At 67.6% G+C, this 17,749-nt stretch carries 13 protein-coding genes; 7 read left to right on the plus strand and 6 right to left on the minus strand.

All coding sequences use genetic code 11. The annotated features are described in order from the left end of the window. The first annotated feature begins 68 nt into the window (after positions 1-68). A complete protein-coding gene (locus ACT531_RS08555; RefSeq protein WP_476017145.1) occupies positions 69-1,025 on the plus strand; it encodes an amino acid ABC transporter substrate-binding protein in 957 nt (318 codons plus the stop codon). Between the two features lie 21 nt (positions 1,026-1,046). Here the strand turns inward: ACT531_RS08555 and ACT531_RS08560 are convergent, their stop codons facing one another. After that, positions 1,047-1,937, minus strand: coding sequence for an NAD-dependent epimerase/dehydratase family protein (locus ACT531_RS08560; protein WP_476017146.1), 891 nt, complete (start codon positions 1,935-1,937; stop codon positions 1,047-1,049). A gap of 92 nt (positions 1,938-2,029) precedes the next feature. Further along, positions 2,030-4,420 (minus strand): sensor domain-containing diguanylate cyclase, encoded by a 2,391-nt coding sequence (locus tag ACT531_RS08565; RefSeq protein ID WP_476017147.1) that lies wholly within the window; start codon positions 4,418-4,420, stop codon positions 2,030-2,032. Between the two features lie 260 nt (positions 4,421-4,680). Between ACT531_RS08565 and ACT531_RS08570 the strand changes: the two genes are divergently transcribed. The 3 genes from ACT531_RS08570 to arsA all read left to right on the plus strand — a co-directional run bounded on the left by ACT531_RS08570 (position 4,681) and on the right by arsA (position 8,448). Continuing rightward, a complete protein-coding gene (locus tag ACT531_RS08570) occupies positions 4,681-5,577 on the plus strand; it encodes a dienelactone hydrolase family protein (RefSeq protein ID WP_015013138.1) in 897 nt (298 codons plus the stop codon). A gap of 126 nt (positions 5,578-5,703) precedes the next feature. Further along, positions 5,704-6,552 carry a ZIP family metal transporter gene (locus ACT531_RS08575; protein WP_476017148.1) on the plus strand — a complete coding sequence of 283 codons (849 nt, stop codon included), beginning with the start codon at positions 5,704-5,706 and terminating at the stop codon, positions 6,550-6,552. A gap of 63 nt (positions 6,553-6,615) precedes the next feature. Beyond that, the gene (gene arsA / locus ACT531_RS08580; RefSeq protein WP_476017149.1) at positions 6,616-8,448 is read left to right on the plus strand and encodes an arsenical pump-driving ATPase; all 1,833 of its coding nucleotides are present in this window, start codon (positions 6,616-6,618) and stop codon (positions 8,446-8,448) included. 100 nt (positions 8,449-8,548) lie between these two features. On the opposite strand, the gene ACT531_RS08585 is transcribed toward arsA, so the two are convergent. Then, complete coding sequence (locus ACT531_RS08585; protein WP_015013141.1) at positions 8,549-9,298, minus strand: LytR/AlgR family response regulator transcription factor; 750 nt, start codon at positions 9,296-9,298, stop codon at positions 8,549-8,551. Continuing rightward, complete coding sequence (locus ACT531_RS08590; protein WP_476017150.1) at positions 9,279-10,535, minus strand: sensor histidine kinase; 1,257 nt, start codon at positions 10,533-10,535, stop codon at positions 9,279-9,281. Before ACT531_RS08590 ends, ACT531_RS08585 begins: the two co-directional genes overlap by 20 nt. A gap of 52 nt (positions 10,536-10,587) precedes the next feature. On the opposite strand from ACT531_RS08590, the gene argH reads away from it, so the two are divergent. The 3 genes from argH to ACT531_RS08605 all read left to right on the plus strand — a co-directional run bounded on the left by argH (position 10,588) and on the right by ACT531_RS08605 (position 14,743). Then, positions 10,588-12,057 carry an argininosuccinate lyase gene (gene argH / locus ACT531_RS08595; protein WP_476017151.1) on the plus strand — a complete coding sequence of 490 codons (1,470 nt, stop codon included), beginning with the start codon at positions 10,588-10,590 and terminating at the stop codon, positions 12,055-12,057. A gap of 41 nt (positions 12,058-12,098) precedes the next feature. Beyond that, entirely contained in the window at positions 12,099-13,088 is a 990-nt protein-coding gene (locus ACT531_RS08600; protein WP_476017152.1) for a Bug family tripartite tricarboxylate transporter substrate binding protein, read from the plus strand. A 200-nt stretch (positions 13,089-13,288) separates the two neighbouring features. Next, on the plus strand, positions 13,289-14,743 hold the full coding sequence (locus ACT531_RS08605; RefSeq protein ID WP_476017153.1) for a diguanylate cyclase domain-containing protein: 1,455 nt from the start codon (positions 13,289-13,291) through the stop codon (positions 14,741-14,743). Between the two features lie 119 nt (positions 14,744-14,862). On the opposite strand, the gene ACT531_RS08610 is transcribed toward ACT531_RS08605, so the two are convergent. Beyond that, positions 14,863-15,471: a hypothetical protein gene (locus ACT531_RS08610; protein WP_476017154.1), complete on the minus strand. Its 609-nt coding sequence runs from the start codon at positions 15,469-15,471 to the stop codon at positions 14,863-14,865. A 46-nt stretch (positions 15,472-15,517) separates the two neighbouring features. Continuing rightward, entirely contained in the window at positions 15,518-17,635 is a 2,118-nt protein-coding gene (locus ACT531_RS08615) for a catalase (protein WP_476017155.1), read from the minus strand. Positions 17,636-17,749: the final 114 nt, after the last annotated feature.

Consider the following 17,749-nt stretch of genomic DNA (forward strand, 5'->3'; position numbering starts at 1 on the left):
CGGCAGTTATCCAGATTGATGAGAGGTAAGCCATGGGCTTTGGAGCAACCCTACCGAGACGGGGACTGGTGTGTGCCCTGATCGCCTGTGCCATGGGGCCCATGGCGGGCGCCATGGCGCAGAGCAGTGGTGCGGCAGCTAGCCCATCGTTACTGCCCAAGGCAGGCGCGTCTGCCACCGTCGCTGCGCTCTCTGCCCAGCCGCCGGGCAGGACGCTGCAGCGCATCCAGGCCTCCGGGGTGGTGGTCATCGGCCACCGTGAGTCTTCTATGCCCATGTCTTACGTGGCCAATGGGGTGCCCATGGGCTACAGCGTGGATGTGTGCCTGCAGATTGCGCAGGCCATCGGGCGCCATCTGCAGCGGCGGGATTTGCGGGTGGACTTCCGGCAGGTCACGTCGGGCAACCGCTTTGAGGCCATCGAGCGCGGCGAGGTGGACCTGGAATGCGGCTCCACCACCAACACGGCCGCGCGCAGGCAGCGGGTGGCCTTCACCATTGCGCACTTCATTGCGTCGTCGCGCATCGTGGTGCAGAGCCAGCGCCCCTACGAGCGCATTGAAGACCTGGACGGCAAGACCGTTGCCTCGACGGTGGGCACCACCAACATCGAGTCGCTGGCGCGCGAGGCCGCCAACAAATCGGTGCGCCTGCGCATCGAGCCCGCCCGGGACCATGCCGAGGGCTTCGGCTGGGTGGTGGATGGCAAGGTGGACGGCTTTGCGATGGACGATGTGCTGCTCTATGGCCTGCGTGCCAGCCATGCGCGTCCACAAGACCTGAAGGTGATTGGCAAGCCCATGACCATCGAGCCCTATGCCGTGGCGTTTGACCGCAGCGACCCGGCACTCAAGGCCGTGGTCGACGCCGAGCTGCGGCGGCTCATCCAGACGCGGGAGCTGCATCGCCTGTACGACAAGTGGTTCACCCAGCCCATTCCACCCCACGGCATCAACCTGGGCATGCGTATGTCGCACCTGCTGGTGGATTCGCTGCGGTATCCGTCGGACTACGTGCCCCAGTGACAAGGGCCCAGCCTGTGCGCATCACCGCCAGGCAGTTGCCACCAGCTGGCTGTAGTGCACTGCCTTGCGGCCCAGCAGCTGTTCGAACACGGCGGGGTTGCCGACGTTGTCGCTGCCCAGCATGGTCAGGGTTTCGGTGCACCAGGGCACGCTGGGCACGGCGTCGCCCAGGCGAGCGCTCAGCTGGGTGAGCGGGTCGGGCAGACGCAGTACATGCGCCTTGCCATGGCCCAGTTGCAGGCGCAGGCTCGCAATGAAGTCGCCCATGGTCAGGGCCTCGGGGCCTGCGCACTCGACAATGCCCTGCGTGGCGATGGCAGGGCCCAGCAGGGCAACGATGGCGGCGGCCAGGTCGTGCACCGACACGGGCTGCACCCGCGCCGTGAGCATGGGGCCGGGGAACAGTGCCACCGGCAGGCGCGCCAGGTTCATGAACAGCGCGCTGCTGTCACCGCCTTTGCCAAACACCACACTGGGGCGCAGGATGGCCGGGTGCAATGCCCCTTGTTGGGACAGCGCCAGCAGGTGCGTGTCTGCCGCGCGTTTGGTGGTGGCGTAGCGGGTGGCGCTGCCTTCAATGCCCAAGGCCGAGATATGCACCACGCGCCGCACGCCCGCCTGGGCGCAGGCGTCAAACAGCGCGACGGGCGTGTGCTGGTGCACGGCATCAATCGGGCGCGCACGGCTGTTGCGCAGTACCCCCACGGCGTTGACCACCGCATCGATACCCGCCAGGCGCGGCAGCCAGGCCTGGGCCGAGGTGTCCCGCGCAAAGTCCATGGGCACCTGCAAGGCGCCGGGTGACCGATGGCGGGGCGATACGCCGCCGTGCACCTGGTGTCCTGCCCGGGTGAGTGCGGCAGCCACAGTGTGGCCCACAAAACCCGTGGAGCCGGTGAGCAAAATGTTCATCAGCGTTGTCCTGCGAAGAAGGTGAAGCGTGCAAGAAACCGAGGGCCCGGGGCAAACCTCCTCAGTCCGTCGCTACCCCGCAGGCAACACGGTCACTGCGGAGGCGTAAAGACCTCGAAGCGGTTGCGCCCCCCGTACTTGGCGCGGTACAGGGCCGCATCGGCCGCGTGCACGAGTGTGTCAGAACTGGTGCCGGGGCGTGGCACCAGGCTGGCAATGCCCATGCTCGCCGTGATGTAGGGCGCCGTGGGAGAGCGGGGGTGGGCCAGGGCCGCCTCGCGCAGGCTGGCCATGCAGCGCTCTGCCACCGTTACGGCCTCGGGCAGGGGCACATCGGGCAGCAACAACACAAACTCCTCGCCGCCGTAGCGCGCAGCCACCTCGTCGGCCCGGCGGATGGTGCCCTGCAGCAGCTGCGCCACGCGGCGCAGGCATTCGTCACCGGCCAGATGGCCGTAGTGGTCGTTGTAGAGCTTGAAGTGGTCGATGTCGATCAGGATCACGGCCAGCGGCAGCTGGTGCCGCCCGCAGCGCATCCATTCGGTGGCCAGCCGCTCGTCAAAGCGCCGGCGGTTGCCAATGCCCGTCACGCCGTCGGTGGTGGACAGCAGGGCCAGCTTGGCGTTGGCGGCGGCCAGTTCCTGTTCCTTGCGCACCAGCTGGGTGACGTCGGTGCGCACACCGGCGATGCCGCCCTGGGGGGTGCGCCGCTCGTCGGCCTGCAGCCAGCGGCCCTCGGGCAGACGCTGCAGCACGGCGTGGTTGGCCGCACGGTGGTCGGCCATGCGCTGGGCGAGCCAGGCTTCTTCGTTGCCAACGGCGTCGGGGTACTGGCCGCGCTCCGCGCCGTAGCGCGCGATCTGCTCAAACGTGCTGCCGGGCACGATCATGGGGGCCGAGATGGGGTACAGGCGCCGGTACTGGGCGTTGCACACCACGAGCTTGTCTTCTGCATCGAACAGGGCAAACCCCTCGGGCAGCGACTCCACGGCGTCCTGCAGCAGCTGGCGCGCCTGTTGCGCGGCCTGTTGGGCGGCCTCCAGGGCCTGGCGTTGCTCGATGAGGTTGGTGATGTCCAGCCGCACGGCCACCACGTAGTTCTCGGGGGTGCGGGTTTCGTAGATGTTGATCCAGCGGCCGTCGCTCAGGCGCTGCACCAGGGTGGAGGTGCTGCTGCCATGCTCCGACAGGCGCTCTGCGATCCAGGCCTCTTCGCGTCCCTTGGCCGAAGGGATCAGGCCGCGCGAGACCGAATAGCGCAGGATGTCCACAAACCCCTTGCCCAGGTGCTCGGCATAGTCGATGTAGGGGTACATGCGGGACAGCTGCTGGTTGTAGAGCACCAGCCGGTCCTGCTCGTCGAAGATCTCGATGCCCACGGGCAGTGCCTCCACCGCGCGCTCCAGCAGCTGGCGCATGCGCTGGCTTTCCTGGCGGGCGGCCTCGACCTTCTGGCGCTGTTCGATCAGGTCGCTGATGTCCAGGCGCACGCACACCGTCATGCCGGACGGGGTGCGGCATTCGTGCATGTGCATCCACGTGCCGTTGGGGTAGTGGCGCACCTCGGGGCCAGGCCGGTGGCCTCGGATGGCCAGCTCGTGGGCCAGCCACAGTTCTTCCTGGCCCTTGGCTTCCTCGGGGATGCCGTAGCGCAGACCTTCGCGCAGCAGTTCTTCGTAGGTCTTGCCCAGGGACTCCGCCACGGGCAGGTGCGGACGCAGGCGCGCCATCTGGTCATTGCACAGCACCAGCCGGTCTTGTTCGTCGTAGATGTCCAGCCCGGCGGGCATGGCGTTGACGGCTTCGCGCAGGCTGCGTTCGGCACGTTCGGCATCATGCAGGGCCTGCTTGAGCGCACGCTCCTTGTGCACCGCGTCCGTGATGTCGGCGCGCAGCACCACCATGCCGCCGCCCTCTTGCAGGCGCTCGGTGATGAGCATCCAGCGGTCGCCCTCGACCTCCTGCACCTCGGGCTGGCCGGGGGCGCGGTGGCGGGCCATGCGGTCGGCCAGCCAGGCGTTGGTGTCTTGCCGTGCGGCCACGATGTGGCCGGACTCGGCTGCCCGGCGCAGCACATCTTCAAAGCGGGTGCCGTACTCGACGGCCATGGTGGTGCCGGGGCTGACTTCCCGGTAACGGGGATTGCACAGCACCAGGCGGTCGTCGGCGTCGTAGATGGCCAGGCCGTCGGGCAGGATGTCGAGCGTGGCGCAGAGCTGGTTGGTGGCCCGCTGCGCGGCGTCCTGGGCGGCCCTGGCGGTGGCATGCATCGCCACCAGCCGCAGGCTGAGCCACCAGCACAGCACGGCGCTGGCCACCAGCCCCAGCCCGGCGCCCACGCTGGCCAGGCGCATGGCGGGGTCCATGCTCTGGCGGGCCAGGGCCCAGGTCAGCAGCCCCAGGCCCCCGGCTCCACAAATCCCGGCCACCAGCCGGACCAGCAGCTGTCCGCGCAGGGGGAGGGGCGTGGGGTGAGGGGGCATGCGCTGGGGCCGTTGCGAGGGTCTGCGGAAAGTGGTCGGGCGGGTGGGGGTGAGAAAAAAATCTACAACAAAGGGGCGGGCGAGCAGACGTCTGAGTGGCGGCGGTCCGTGGACACAGGCCCCTGACGACGGTGCTCGCAGAAAGTCTAGCAGCGCTCCCCGTTTTCCGGTATCCGAAAATGCGGAGGCGATGCAAACCCCATAGACTCCGGGGCTGGCACTTTTCACCCCTTGCCCATCCCTTCTTTTGGAGAAAACCGATGTTCAATGACGACCTCCATGCCGACGCCCAGGCGCTGTTGCCCGGCCGCACCACCGAAGCGGGCGCCACGCGCCGCACTGCGCTGCAGGCAGCGCTGGGCCTGGGTTATGCGGCCGCAGCCGCACCCATCATGGCGCAGACGGCCATTGCAACGCCGGCAGACGGCCTGACGGTGGGGGAGGTGAGCTTCACGGTCAACGGTTTCAAGGTGCCCGCCTACCGCGCGGCGCCCGCAGGCAAGACCGGCCTGCCCGTGGTGCTGGTGATCCAGGAGATTTTTGGTGTGCACGAGTACATCGCCGACACCTGCCGCCGTTTTGCCAAGGCGGGTTACCTGGCTATTGCGCCCCAGCTGTACGCGCGCCAGGGCGACGCCTCTGCCTACACCGACATCGCCAAGCTGATGGCCGAAGTGGTGTCCAAGGTGCCAGATGCCCAGGTGATGGCCGACCTGGATGGCGCCGTGGCCTGGGCCACCGCCAACGGGGGCGATGGCGCCCGGGTGGGTATCACCGGCTTTTGCTGGGGCGGCCGCATCACCTGGCTGTATGCCGCCCATGGCCCCGTCAAGGCTGGCGTGGCGTGGTACGGACGACTGGTAGGCCAGGCCAGCGAACTCACCCCCAAGCACCCCGTGGACCTGGCGCCTATTCTCAAGGCGCCGGTGCTCGGCCTGTATGGAGAAAAAGACACCGGCATCCCCCTTGACACGGTTGATAAGATGAAAGCGGCCTTGTCCAGCGGCTCGCCGCAGGCCAAGGCGTCGGAATTTGTGGTGTACCCCGATGCACCGCACGCCTTCCATGCCGACTACCGCGCCAGCTACCGCAAGGAAGCGGCCGAAGACGGCTGGAAGCGTGCGCTGGCCTGGTTCAAGACGCACGGTGTGGTTTGATGCACAAACCCCCGGCCCAGCAGGCCACCCACAGCCGCCCCACACCCGGGGCGGCTTTTTTCATCTTGCATCGGGCGTGCAGAGTTTGAACAGGTTTTAAGGCATACAGATAAAGCGCAACAAGCTATGACTTTGGTAGCAATCATTCTGGCCACCCTGGCCGCTGGTATCGGCAGCGTGTGGCTGGCCGCCTTGCTCATGCGGCTGGGCCTGGGCGGGCGCACCGACAGCGTGGGCCCCCAGCACCTGCTGAGCCTGGCCGCGGGCGCCCTGCTGGCCACGGCCTTCATGCACCTGCTGCCCGAGGCGTTCGAGAGTCAGGCGGGTGCGCACGACCTGTTTGCCACCCTGCTGGTGGGTGTGGTTTTCTTCTTCCTGCTCGACAAGGCCGAGCTGTGGCACCACGGGCACGAGCACAGCCACGCGGAGACCGCCGCACACAGCCACGCCCCGCACGACCACGGCCACGGCCACGCGCATGACCACAGCCATGGCCATGCCTACCACCATCACCACGGCCCCCGTTCGGGCGGCTGGGCGGTGCTGACGGGCGACAGCGTGCATTGTTTTGGCGACGGCATCCTGATCGCGTCCGCCTTCATGGCTGACATCCGCCTGGGCGTGATCGCCGCTGTGTCGGTGCTGGCGCACGAGGTGCCGCACCACATGGGCGACCTGGTGGTGCTGCGCCAGACCAGTCCCAACCGCCGCATGGCGCTGGTGAAGGTGTCGCTGGCAGGCGCGGTGACGGCGCTGGGCGGCGTGGTGGGCTACTTTCTGGTGGGCCAGTTGCAGGACTTCCTGCCGTACTTTTTGGCGGTGGCCTCCAGCAGCTTTGTGTACGTGGCGCTGGCCGATTTGATCCCCCAACTACAAAAGCGCCTCACGGCCAGGGAAACCATTGCGCAGATCGCCTGGCTGATCGCGGGCATGGTGATCGTGACGCTGGTAAGCGGGGCGGCACACGCGCATTGACGCGCGGGGGGGGGGCTTGACTTTGCTCAAGGCGGCACCAGGCGGTTGTGCCATGCTGGACGCATGACCGCTCCACACGCCAGCACCGTCTCGCTGGGCCTGCTCGACCAGCCCACGCGTTTTCTGTTCTTCACCGGCAAGGGCGGGGTGGGCAAAACCTCGCTGTCCACCGCCACGGCCATTGCCCTGGCGGATGCCGGGCGGCAGGTGCTGCTGGTCAGCACCGATGCAGCCTCCAATCTCGATGAAATGCTGGGCGTGCCGCTGTCCAACCAGCCTGTGGCTGTGCCCGGCGTGCCGGGGTTGCACATGCTCAACATCGACCCCGACACGGCGGCCGAAGCCTATCGACAGCGTGTGCTGGCGCAGCTGGAGGCCACGGCCACCAGTGACGAGCGCTCCACCGTGAGGGAGCAGCTCTCGGGCGCCTGCACGACCGAGATCGCGGCGTTCGACGAATTTGCGGCCTTGCTGGCCAGCGAAGGCGATGCGGTGGGCCACCAGTTCGACCATGTGGTGTTTGACACCGCACCCACCGGCCACACGCTGCGCCTGCTGAGTCTGCCCAAGGCCTGGACCGGATTCTTGGCGGGCAATGATCGCGGCGCCTCGTGCCTGGGCCCGCACTCAGGCCTCAAGATGCAGGAGGCGCGCTTCAACGCCGCTCTGGCCGCGCTGAGCGACCCGGCGCTGACCACCGTGGTGCTGGTCACCCGCCCCGACCCCCGCCCCATGCAGGAGGCCGCACGCACGGCAGTGGAGCTGCGCGCCCTGGGCTTGGCCCACCAGCGCCTGGCCATCAACGGTGTGTTCCGTGCCAGCCAGCCGGGGCAGGACGCGGTGGCCGATGCCATCGAGGCCCTGGGTCGTCAGGCCCTGGACCAGATGCCAGATGCGCTGGCGCAACTGCCGCGCGACGAGGTGCCGCTGCGCGCCTTTGACACGGTGGGCCTGCCTGCGCTGCGGGCATTGCTGAGCGGCGGCGACGTGCCTTCCAGTGCGCTCAGCGCCACAGCCGCAACGCCCTTGCAGGCCGAACCGCTCGCAGCCCTGGCCGACGCGCTGGCCGCCAAAGGCCACGGCCTGATCATGGTGATGGGCAAGGGCGGCGTGGGCAAAACCACCATTGCTGCCGCACTGGCCGTGGGGCTGGTGCAGCGTGGGCACAGCGTGCACCTCACCACTACCGACCCGGCCGCCCATGTGCAAAGTCAGCTCGATGGCAGCCTGCCGGGGCTGAAGGTGGGGCGCATCGACCCCCATGCTGAAACCCAGGCCTACATCGACAAGATCATGGCCACGCGGGGCAAGGCGCTGGACGACGCGGGCCGCGCCCTGCTGCTGGAAGACCTGCAGTCACCCTGCACCGAAGAGGTGGCCGTGTTCCACGCCTTCAGCCGCGTGGTGAACGAGGCCCGCAGCGCTTTTGTGGTGCTGGACACGGCTCCCACTGGCCACAGCCTGCTGCTGATGGACGCCACCGGCGCCTACCACCGGCAGATGACGCAGCAGTACGAAGGCAGTGCGAACGCCAAACACATCATCACGCCGCTGATGCGCCTGCAGGACGCCGACATGACCCACGTGGTCATCGTCACGCTGCCCGAGGTCACCCCCGTGAGCCAGGCCGCTGCGCTGCAAGACGACCTGCGCCGCGCCCGCATCGAGCCCTGGGCCTGGGTCATCAACAAAAGCGTGGCGGCCACGGGCACCAGCGACCCGCTGCTGCAGGCCCGGCTGGCGGGCGAGCAGCAGCAGGCCGCGCGCATTGCCAGCGGCCTGGCGCAGCGTACCTACGTGCTGCCCTGGCTGGCGACCCCGCCGGTGGGGGTGGATGCGTTAGGGCGGCTGGTGGCTGCGCCTTCTGCCGTTGCAGGGAATTTGCTATCTCATTGATAGCTGCTTGGGTATATGGAACTAGCGCTAGCGGCCAAAATGGCTCAACAATATCCGTAGGGGTGTTCCAAGGCCCCCACAGGCCTGTGCAGCCCCGCGGCTAGCGCGCCAGTTCCTCGCGCACGGCCGCCACCTGCCGCCGCGACACCGCCAGCAGTTCGGTTGATCCCTGCAGCCGCACGGCCCAGCCTTCGCCCTCTTCGGGGTCGTAGTGCTTTTCCAGCGCGCGCACGGCACGGCGTGCGACGAGTGCGTTGCGGTGGATGCGCAGAAAGCGCGGCGCAAACTTGGTTTCCAGCTCGCTCAGCGAGCCGTCCATGATGTAGCTGCGGGTGGTGGTGCGCACGGTCACGTACTTCTGCTCGGCCTTGAAGTACAGCACCTCGGCCAGGGGCAGGCGTTCGGTGCGGCCCCGGTCCTGGATCAGCAAGGTTTCGCCCTCGGGCAGGCTGGGCACGGCGCTGGGCCCTGCCGGGCGACTGGTGCGTTGCACCTTCGCCAGGGCCTGCTGCAGCCGCTCGCGGCGCACGGGTTTGGTGAGGTAGTCCACGGCGTCCAGCTCGAACGCGCTCACCGCGTGGTCCGCATGGGCCGTCACAAACACCACAGCCGGCGGCTGGGGCAGGGCCTGCAGCGCATGCGCCAGCGCCAGGCCGTCCTGCCCCGGCATGTGGATGTCCAGCAGCACGAGGTCGTACGCACGCCCCCCGGTGGGGCCCAGCAGCGCCATGGTCTCGGCGGCGTTGGAGGCCTCGGCCACCGTGCAGCGCTGGATATCCGAGCAGTCGGACAGCAGGGTGCGCAAGCGGCTGCGCGCCAGGGCTTCGTCGTCAACGATCAGGATGTTCATGGGGTTTGGAGGGGGTAGGTTCGGTGGGCGCGACCACGCCACGGCGGGAGCTGCCGCGTGGGTCGCCACGCCCGCGTGGGGCCTTGCGCTGGCGGGAGGTGGGCTGGGACGTGGGGTCGGCAGCGGGCAGGGTGATGCGTACCTGGTACAGCCCGTCCTGCACACCGGCGGTGAACTCGCCCTGCACGTCGTGCAGCAAGGCCAGCCGCGCGCGCACGTTGGCCAGTGCGATGCCGTGCCCCCGTGTGCTGGGCTCGTCGTGCCTGCCGGGTTTGCCCTCCTTGGGGGGCAGGGTGTTGGTGATGCGCACCACCACGCGGTTGCCGCGCAGCTCGGTCAGCACGCGCAGCTTGCCGCCCCGGGCGCTGGGCTCCACGCCGTGCTTGACGGCGTTTTCCACCAGCGGCTGCAGCAGCAGCGGGGGCAGGCGCGCGCTGTCGGTGCGCGGGTCCAGGTTCCACTGCACCTGCAGGCGGTTGCCAAAACGCACCTGCTCAATGCCCAGGTAGCGCCGCGCCAGGGTGATCTCCTCGGCCAGCGTGGTGGATTCGCCTTGCTCGATGAGGGCCACGCGGAACAGGTCCGACAGGTCTTCGAGCAGCGACTCGGCCTTGGCCGGCTCCTCACGCACCAGCGCAATGGCACTGTTGAGCGTGTTGAACAAAAAATGCGGGCGGATGCGCGACTGCAGCTCCGTCAGGCGCGCCGTGGTGGCAGCCGGGGTGCGGCCCCGGGCGCGCAGCACCAGCGCGGCCACCAGCATGGCTGCCAGCAATGCGCCGGTGGCAGCGCTGGCCAGCCAGGGGGGCGATGCCGACAGGCCCACCAGCGCCAGCATGGCGCAGGCACAGGCACCCGCCACGGCGCCCAGCAGCACCCCGGCGGCATATTGCTGCGCGGTGGACAGCCGCTGCAGCACCGTCTTGAGGCTGCACGCCGTGACCAGCCACACCAGCGTGGCCGGCAGCGCGCCGCCGGTCAGCAGCGCCAGGCTGGCCAGCCATGCGGACGGGCTGCTGGCGCCGTACATGGCGCCCACGCCCACCACCACCTCCACAAACAGCACGGCCCGCAGCACCACACCGACCTGGCAGGCATCGAACACCAGGGCCCGCCCGCGTGGCGGCTGCCCGCCCGGGCCGGCGCCTGCAGCCGCCCGCACGCTGCGCACGGGCCTGTGTGGCAGGGCGGAATCCGGCGGCGGGGGCTGGGTCGATAAAATTTGGGTGTTTTGCATTGCGGCATCCGGGCAGTCCGGGTGTCTGAACCATCGGATTATTGCCCTCCTTATGTCCAAAGCCCAAGCCACCAGCGCCGACTCTGCGCCGTCCCACAACCAGCTCGACACCAAGGCACAGGCCTGGTCGGCGCTGTTTTCCGAGCCCATGAGCGACCTGGTCAAGCGCTACACCTCCAGCGTGTTCTTCGACAAGCGCCTGTGGCAGGCCGACATTGCAGGCAGCCTGGCGCACGCCGAAATGCTGGCCGCGCAAGGCATCATCAGCCCCGAAGACCATGCCTCCATCCAGCGTGGCATGGCGCAGATCAAAGAGGAGATCGAGTCCGGCGCCTTTGAGTGGAAGCTGGACCTGGAAGACGTGCACCTGAACATTGAAGCCCGCCTCACCCAGCTGGTGGGCGACGCGGGCAAGCGCCTGCACACCGGCCGCAGCCGCAACGACCAGGTGGCCACCGACGTGCGCCTGTGGCTGCGCGGCGAGATTGACCTGATCGGCGACTTGCTAAAAGAGCTGCAGGTATCGCTGGTCGACGTGGCCGAACAGAACGTGGAAGTCATCCTGCCCGGCTTTACCCACCTGCAGGTAGCGCAGCCTGTGAGCTTTGGCCACCACATGCTGGCCTATGTGGAAATGTTCAAGCGCGACGCCGAGCGCATGGCCGACGTGCGCCGCCGCACCAACGTGCTGCCGCTGGGCAGCGCGGCCCTGGCCGGCACCACCTACCCGCTGGACCGCGAACGCGTGGCGCGCACGCTGGGCATGGAGGGCGTCTGCCAGAACAGCCTGGACGCCGTGAGCGACCGCGACTTCGCCATCGAATTCACCGCCGCCGCCAGCCTGTGCATGGTGCACGTAAGCCGCCTGTCCGAAGAGCTCATCATCTGGATGAGCCAGAACTTCGGCTTCATCAAGATCGCCGATCGTTTTACGACTGGCTCGTCCATCATGCCGCAGAAGAAAAACCCCGACGTGCCTGAACTCGCACGCGGCAAGACTGGCCGCGTGGTGGGCCACCTCATGGGCTTGATCACCCTGATGAAGGGCCAGCCCCTGGCCTACAACAAGGACAACCAGGAAGACAAAGAACCGCTGTTCGACACCGTGGACACGCTCAAGGACACGCTGCGTATCTTCGCCGAGATGGTCGGCGGCCAGTTGAACCCCGCCACGGGCAAGAAAGAGGGCGGCATCACCGTCAACGCCCAGGCCATGGAGCAGGCCGCGCTCAAGGGCTACGCCACCGCCACCGACCTGGCCGACTACCTGGTCAAGAAGGGCCTGCCCTTCCGCGACGCGCACGAAACCGTGGCCCACGCCGTCAAGGCCGCAACCTCGCACAACTGCGATCTGTCGGAGCTGCCCCTGAACGTGCTGCAGGGCTTCCACCCCGCCATCGAGAAGGATGTGTACGATTGCCTGAGCCTGCGCGGCTCGCTCAACGCCCGTAACACGCTGGGCGGTACCGCCCCAGCGCAAGTGCGTGCCCAGCTGGCCCGCCACCGCGCCCGCCTGGCCTGATCCTTGCACCGCCGCTTGACCTTCTACCCTGGAGCTTTTTCATGACAACTTCTCGCCGCAGCCTGCTGTCCCGCCTTGTGCGCACTGGTGCTTTTGTGGGGGCCGCACTGGCCGTGGGCCTGGCGTCTGCCCAGCAGGCCAAGCCCATTCGCCTGCTCGTGGGCTTTCCGCCCGGCGGCGGCACGGACGCCATTGCGCGCACCTTGTCCGAGAAGCTCAAGGACGAGCTGGGCCAGCCCGTGGTGGTGGAAAACCGCCCCGGCGCGGGCGGCCAGATTGCCGCGCAGACCCTCAAGGCCTCGGCGCCCGATGGCACCACGCTGTTCCTAACGCATGACCACACCATTTCCATCCTGCCCCAGGTGGTGAAGAACCCCGGCTACGAACCCGCGCGCGACTTTGTGGCGGTGGGCGGTTTTGCCACGTTTGTGAACGCGTTTGCGGTGTCAGGCGGCACGCCGGCCACGTCCTTCACCGAGTACGTGGGCTGGGTCAAGGCCTCGGGCGGCGGCAAGGGGGCCGTGGGCATTCCGGCCCCGGCGTCCACGCCAGAGTTCCTGGTCAAGCTGATCGGGCAGAAGTACCAGCTGGACCTGGTGTCCGCACCCTACCGGGGCAGCGCCCCCATGATGGCCGACATGCTGGGCAACCAGATCAGCGCGGGCGTGGCCTCGGTGCAGGACTTCATGGAAAACCACAAGGCTGGCAAGGTGCGTGTGGTGGGCGTGCTGGGCACCAAGCGCCAGGCCTCCATGCCCGACGTGCCCACGTTCGACGAGATGGGTCTCAAAGGCTTTGAAGACCTGCCGTACTACGGCATCTACGCCCCCACCGGCACGCCGCAAAAGTTCATCACCGACTTCTCGAACGCGCTGGCCAAGGTGGTGGCCCAGCCCGACGTGCGTGAACATCTGACTGCCATGGGCCTCACGGTGGGCTACATGTCGCCCCAGCAGCTGGCCACGCGCGAAAAGGCCTACACCGAAGCCTGGACGCGCATCATCAAGACCAGCGGGTTTGTGGCGCAATAAGGGCTGTCAAACGGGCGGCGGGTCATACACCTGACCCCGTCCGGATTCGCAGCGCCGGCGGTGCGCCTCCTGAGGGGCCGACGTGAGACCCTTGCCCCGACCGGCCTGGATGCCATCCGCGCGTTCAGCGTCTGCGCATTCGGTGCTGGCTGGGCTGCGCAGACCATGGCACCATCCGGCACCCTCCCCGGACCTTCTTCATGCCCACCAGCCGCCTTCCTTCGAACTGGATCCATCACCGGTACCTGCCCCTTGCGGTGGGCGTGTGCAGCAGCACACTGGCCGCCTTGCTGGCCTGGGTGGTCATCGATATCTCGCACACCAAGGCACGTGCCGAGATTGCTGCGCAGGCGCAAAGCCACCTGCTGCAGATCCGCGACCGTCTGGACCGGCAATTGCAGAGCACGCTGTCGGTGCCGGAAACGGTGTCCGCCTTCATTGCGGCGCAAGGCAGCATGTCGCCCGACATCTTTGCCACCGTGGTGGGCCGTCTGCTGGAGCACCAGCGCAATATCCGCAACCTGGCCCTGGCGCCTGACAACGTCATCAGCGACGTGTACCCGCGCGTGGGCAATGAGCGGGCGATTGGCCTGCGGTACCTGGACAACCCGCAGCAGCGTGGCGCGGTGGAGCGGGCCATCCAGACCCGCCGCACGGTCGTTGCGGGCCCCATTCCTCTGGTGCAAGGGGGGCTGGGCATCATCAGCCGCACGCCGGTGTTTCTGGCGCATCCGCCGGGGCGCGCACCGGTGGGCGGGCCCCGTTACTGGGGCATCGTGTCGCTCACCGTCAATGCCGACACCCTGTTCGCCGATGTGGGCCTGAACTCCGACCAGATGGGCTTTCAGGTGGCGGCGCGCGGCCTGGATGCCATGGGCGCGCAGGGCGCGGTGTTCATTGGCCGATCCCAGTTGTTCGACGAGGAGCCCGCCACGCTCGATGTGCCTTTGCCGGGTGGCGGCAGCTGGATTCTGGGCGCCGTGCCCACCGGTGGCTGGGGGGCTGCAGGCCGCGCACCCGTGCTGGTGGTGATGCTGGCCTATGCGTTTGCGCTGGTGCTGGGGCTGTTGAGCGCGCGGCTGGTGCGCGCCCACCAGCAGGTATTGGCCCTGGCCAGCCATGACCGCCTGACAGGCTTGCCCAACCGGCGCCTGTTTGAAGACCGCTTGTCGCAGGCGGTGCTGACGGCCTACCGCGACCACCGTGCTGGCGCCTTGCTGCTGGTGGATCTGGATGGCTTCAAGGCCGTGAACGACAGTCTGGGGCACGGCAGTGGCGACCAGGTGCTGGTGCGTGTGGGGCAGCGTCTGGCCGGACTGGCGCGTGCCAACGACACCGCCGCCCGCCTGGGTGGCGACGAATTTGCCCTGGTGCTGAACGCCGTGGCGTCCCCCGAGGCCGCCATGGAAATGGCCCAGAAGGTATTGGCAGCGCTGGTGGCACCCATCGGGCTGGACAGTGGCCAACACGTGCTGACCGGTGCGAGCATCGGGGTGGCCTTGTTCCAGGGCCCTGCGGTGGAGTCCATGCCGGCGCTCATGGACCGGGCGGACCGGGCGCTGTACACCAGCAAGCGCAGCGGCAAAGGGCTGGCGATACTGGCCGAAGCCCCCGGAGCTGCAGAGCCGCAGGAGATCTCAACGCCATCGGCGTGAGAGGCGAGTTTTGCCGATATCCAACAAAAATAGCTGCAAGCGCTAGTGCATCAAGCGCTTGCAGCTATATTTTTAGGAGCGAATCCTGTCGCGAGGCTGCCGCTCAGCCCGCAACCCGGTTACAGCATGGCCGTGCGCTGCTGCTCGGCGCGCGATGCGCCGATGGCGGTCTCCACGTTCTTGACCTCTTCGGGCGGGGGCAGCACGGCGGGCATGCCCAGGGCCTGAATAGCCAGTTCGCGGCACCAGCCCTTGGTGTGGTACAGGTGGTGGTCCTCGTCTTTTTCCACCGCCTTGTGGGCCTCCTTGAGGGTGTGGCCCACATCGCCCGTCGCCACCTTGGCCACCTGGCCCAGCAGCTCCCAGTTGGCGTGGTCCTTGGTTTCGGCATGCACCACACATTCGCAGGCCACCAGCTGTGCGGCCTCTGGCGTGCCCGACTTTTTGGCCAGCTGCATCGCCTGGACCAGGGAGGTGCCAATGTGCTTGACCACGGCCCGCGTGGGCGACTGCGCATCGGGGTCCAGGCCCAGCGCATCGCAGATGCCGCGCACCACGTTCTGGTGCGCCAGCGTTTCTTCCAGATAGCCTTCCCATTCCTTCTTCAGGTCGGGGTTGATGGCGCAGGTGAGGGCGGTGCGGTACACCTGTTCGCCGCCGAGTTCGGTCTCCATCATCTGCAGGACGAGGTCGTCGAGTTGATGGCTGTCGTAGTGGCTTTTGGGCATGGTGACTCCTTGGGTGGTGGGTGAACAAAAAAGGGGGGCGATGCGTTCAGGCCAGCGTGCGGACTTGGGGCTCGCGGTCCCACTGGCGGGTCTGGGCGGCGGCGATGAAGCCCTGCGCATCGGCCGGGTCCACCACGCCCGCATCGGGCTCGATGCCACCAGCCTGCAGGATGGCCCGCGTGCCCTTGCAGGCGGCAATGGCCTTGAGGTGGCCAAACGCGTCGCGGAACCAATCCACGGCCGCCGCCTCCTTAGCCAGCTGTGCGCCCATGTCGGGCGACAGGATGGAGGCCACGGCGTCAAACACCGCCGACGGGGTGCCCGCCAGCTGGCCGTCGGCGGGCAGCAGCGTGCCGTCTTTCAGCACAGCGCCGCCCACCTTGGGCGCGACGATCTTCACGGTGGCGCCCACCTTCTCCAGCGCCTTGCGCAGGTTGGACACCGAGGTGCCGTTGGAGCCGTCGGCCACCAGGATGCCGATACACCGGCCCTGCAGCGTGGGCTTCATGCGGTCGATGATGCGCAGCGCGGGCGACAGGGGCAGGTCCTGCACCGGCTCGGTGGTGGCGGGGGCAGGCGGCAGGGCTTGCAGGCCCAGGCCGTCGGCCACGCGCTGGGCCAGGTCAGCATCCACATGCTGCAGATGGCCCACCACGGCTTCGCGCACATGGGGTGTGCCCACCTTGGACAGCTCGAACACCAGCGCTGACGCCATGTGCGCCTGCTCCAGCGGGCTCTGGCTGCGGTAGAACATGCGCGCCTGGCTGTAGTGGTCGGCAAAGCTCTCGGGGCGCACGCGGCCCTTCACGCCGTCGTCTGCCTGGGCAACGTGGCGAAAGCCTTGCGCCAGCGAGGCACGGGGCGTGTCGCCCTGCAGGCTGCTGGGCTCGTAATTGACGCGGCCCTTGGGCACCTGCATCTGCATGTGGCCGTCGCGCTGCAGGTTGTGGAACGGGCACTTGGGCGCGTTGATGGGGATCTGCGCAAAGTTGGGCCCGCCCAGGCGCGACAGCTGCGTGTCCAGGTACGAGAAAAGGCGTCCCTGCAGCAACGGGTCGTTGCTGAAGTCGATGCCGGGCGGCACGTTGGCGGGGCAGAAGGCCACCTGCTCGGTTTCGGCAAAAAAGTTGTCGGGCCAGCGGTTGAGCACCAAGCGGCCGATGGGCTGCAGCGGGATCAATTCCTCAGGGATGAGCTTGGTAGGGTCCAAGTGATCAAACTGAAAACGCTCGGTATCCTGCTCGGTGAACAGCTGCACCGACAGCTCCCATTCGGGGAAGTCGCCCCTCTCAATCGCCTCGAACAGGTCGCGGCGGTGGTAGTCGTTATCGGCCGATTGCAGCTTGACGGCCTCGTCCCACACGGTGGACTGGATGCCCAGCTTGGGGCGCCAGTGGAACTTCACAAACGTGCTCTCGCCCGCTGCGTTGAGCAGGCGAAAGCTGTGCACGCCAAACCCCTCCATCGTGCGCAGGCTGCGCGGGATGGTGCGGTCGCTCATGGCCCACATGATCATGTGCATGGTTTCGGGCATCAGCGAGACAAAGTCCCAAAAGGTGTCGTGCGCGCTACCTGCTTGCGGAAAGCCCCGGTCGGGCTCCATCTTTACGGCGTGCACCAGGTCCGGGAACTTCATCGCGTCCTGAATGAAAAACACGGGGATGTTGTTGCCCACCAGGTCCCAGTTGCCTTCGGGCGTGTAGAACTTGACAGCAAAGCCGCGCACATCACGCGGCGTGTCCACCGAGCCCGCGCCGCCAGCCACGGTAGAAAAGCGCGTGAACACCGGTGTGTGCACGCCTGTCTCGGTCAGCACCTTGGCAGTGGTGTATTTCTTGAGCGAGTGCGTGAGTTCAAAGAAGCCATGGGCCGCCGTGCCCCGTGCATGCACGATGCGCTCGGGAATGCGTTCATGGTCAAAGTGGGTGATCTTCTCGCGCAGGATGAAGTCTTCCAGCAGCGCCGGGCCGCGCGGCCCTGCGCGCAGCGAGTTCTGGTTGTCGGCGACCGGAATGCCCTGCTGCGTGGTCAGCACCGGGTGCTTGCCGCCGGCCTGTTGCTGCAGTTCGCCCGCGTTGCCGCGAAAGTTGTCGGACTGGGTGGAAGAGGGCAGGGCAGACGGCGATTTGTGGGCCGCGCTGCGCGAGGTAGGGGGTCGTGCCATGGGCGCTCCTGAGGGTGCGTGGGGTAAAACGAAGCCGTCATCTTTGGGCGCTGAGCCAGGGCAGCGGGTAGGACACGGCCCCATCGGCACGTCGTCATGCACAGGAGATGCCCA

The organism is Acidovorax sp. DMC1 (assembly GCF_056314325.1).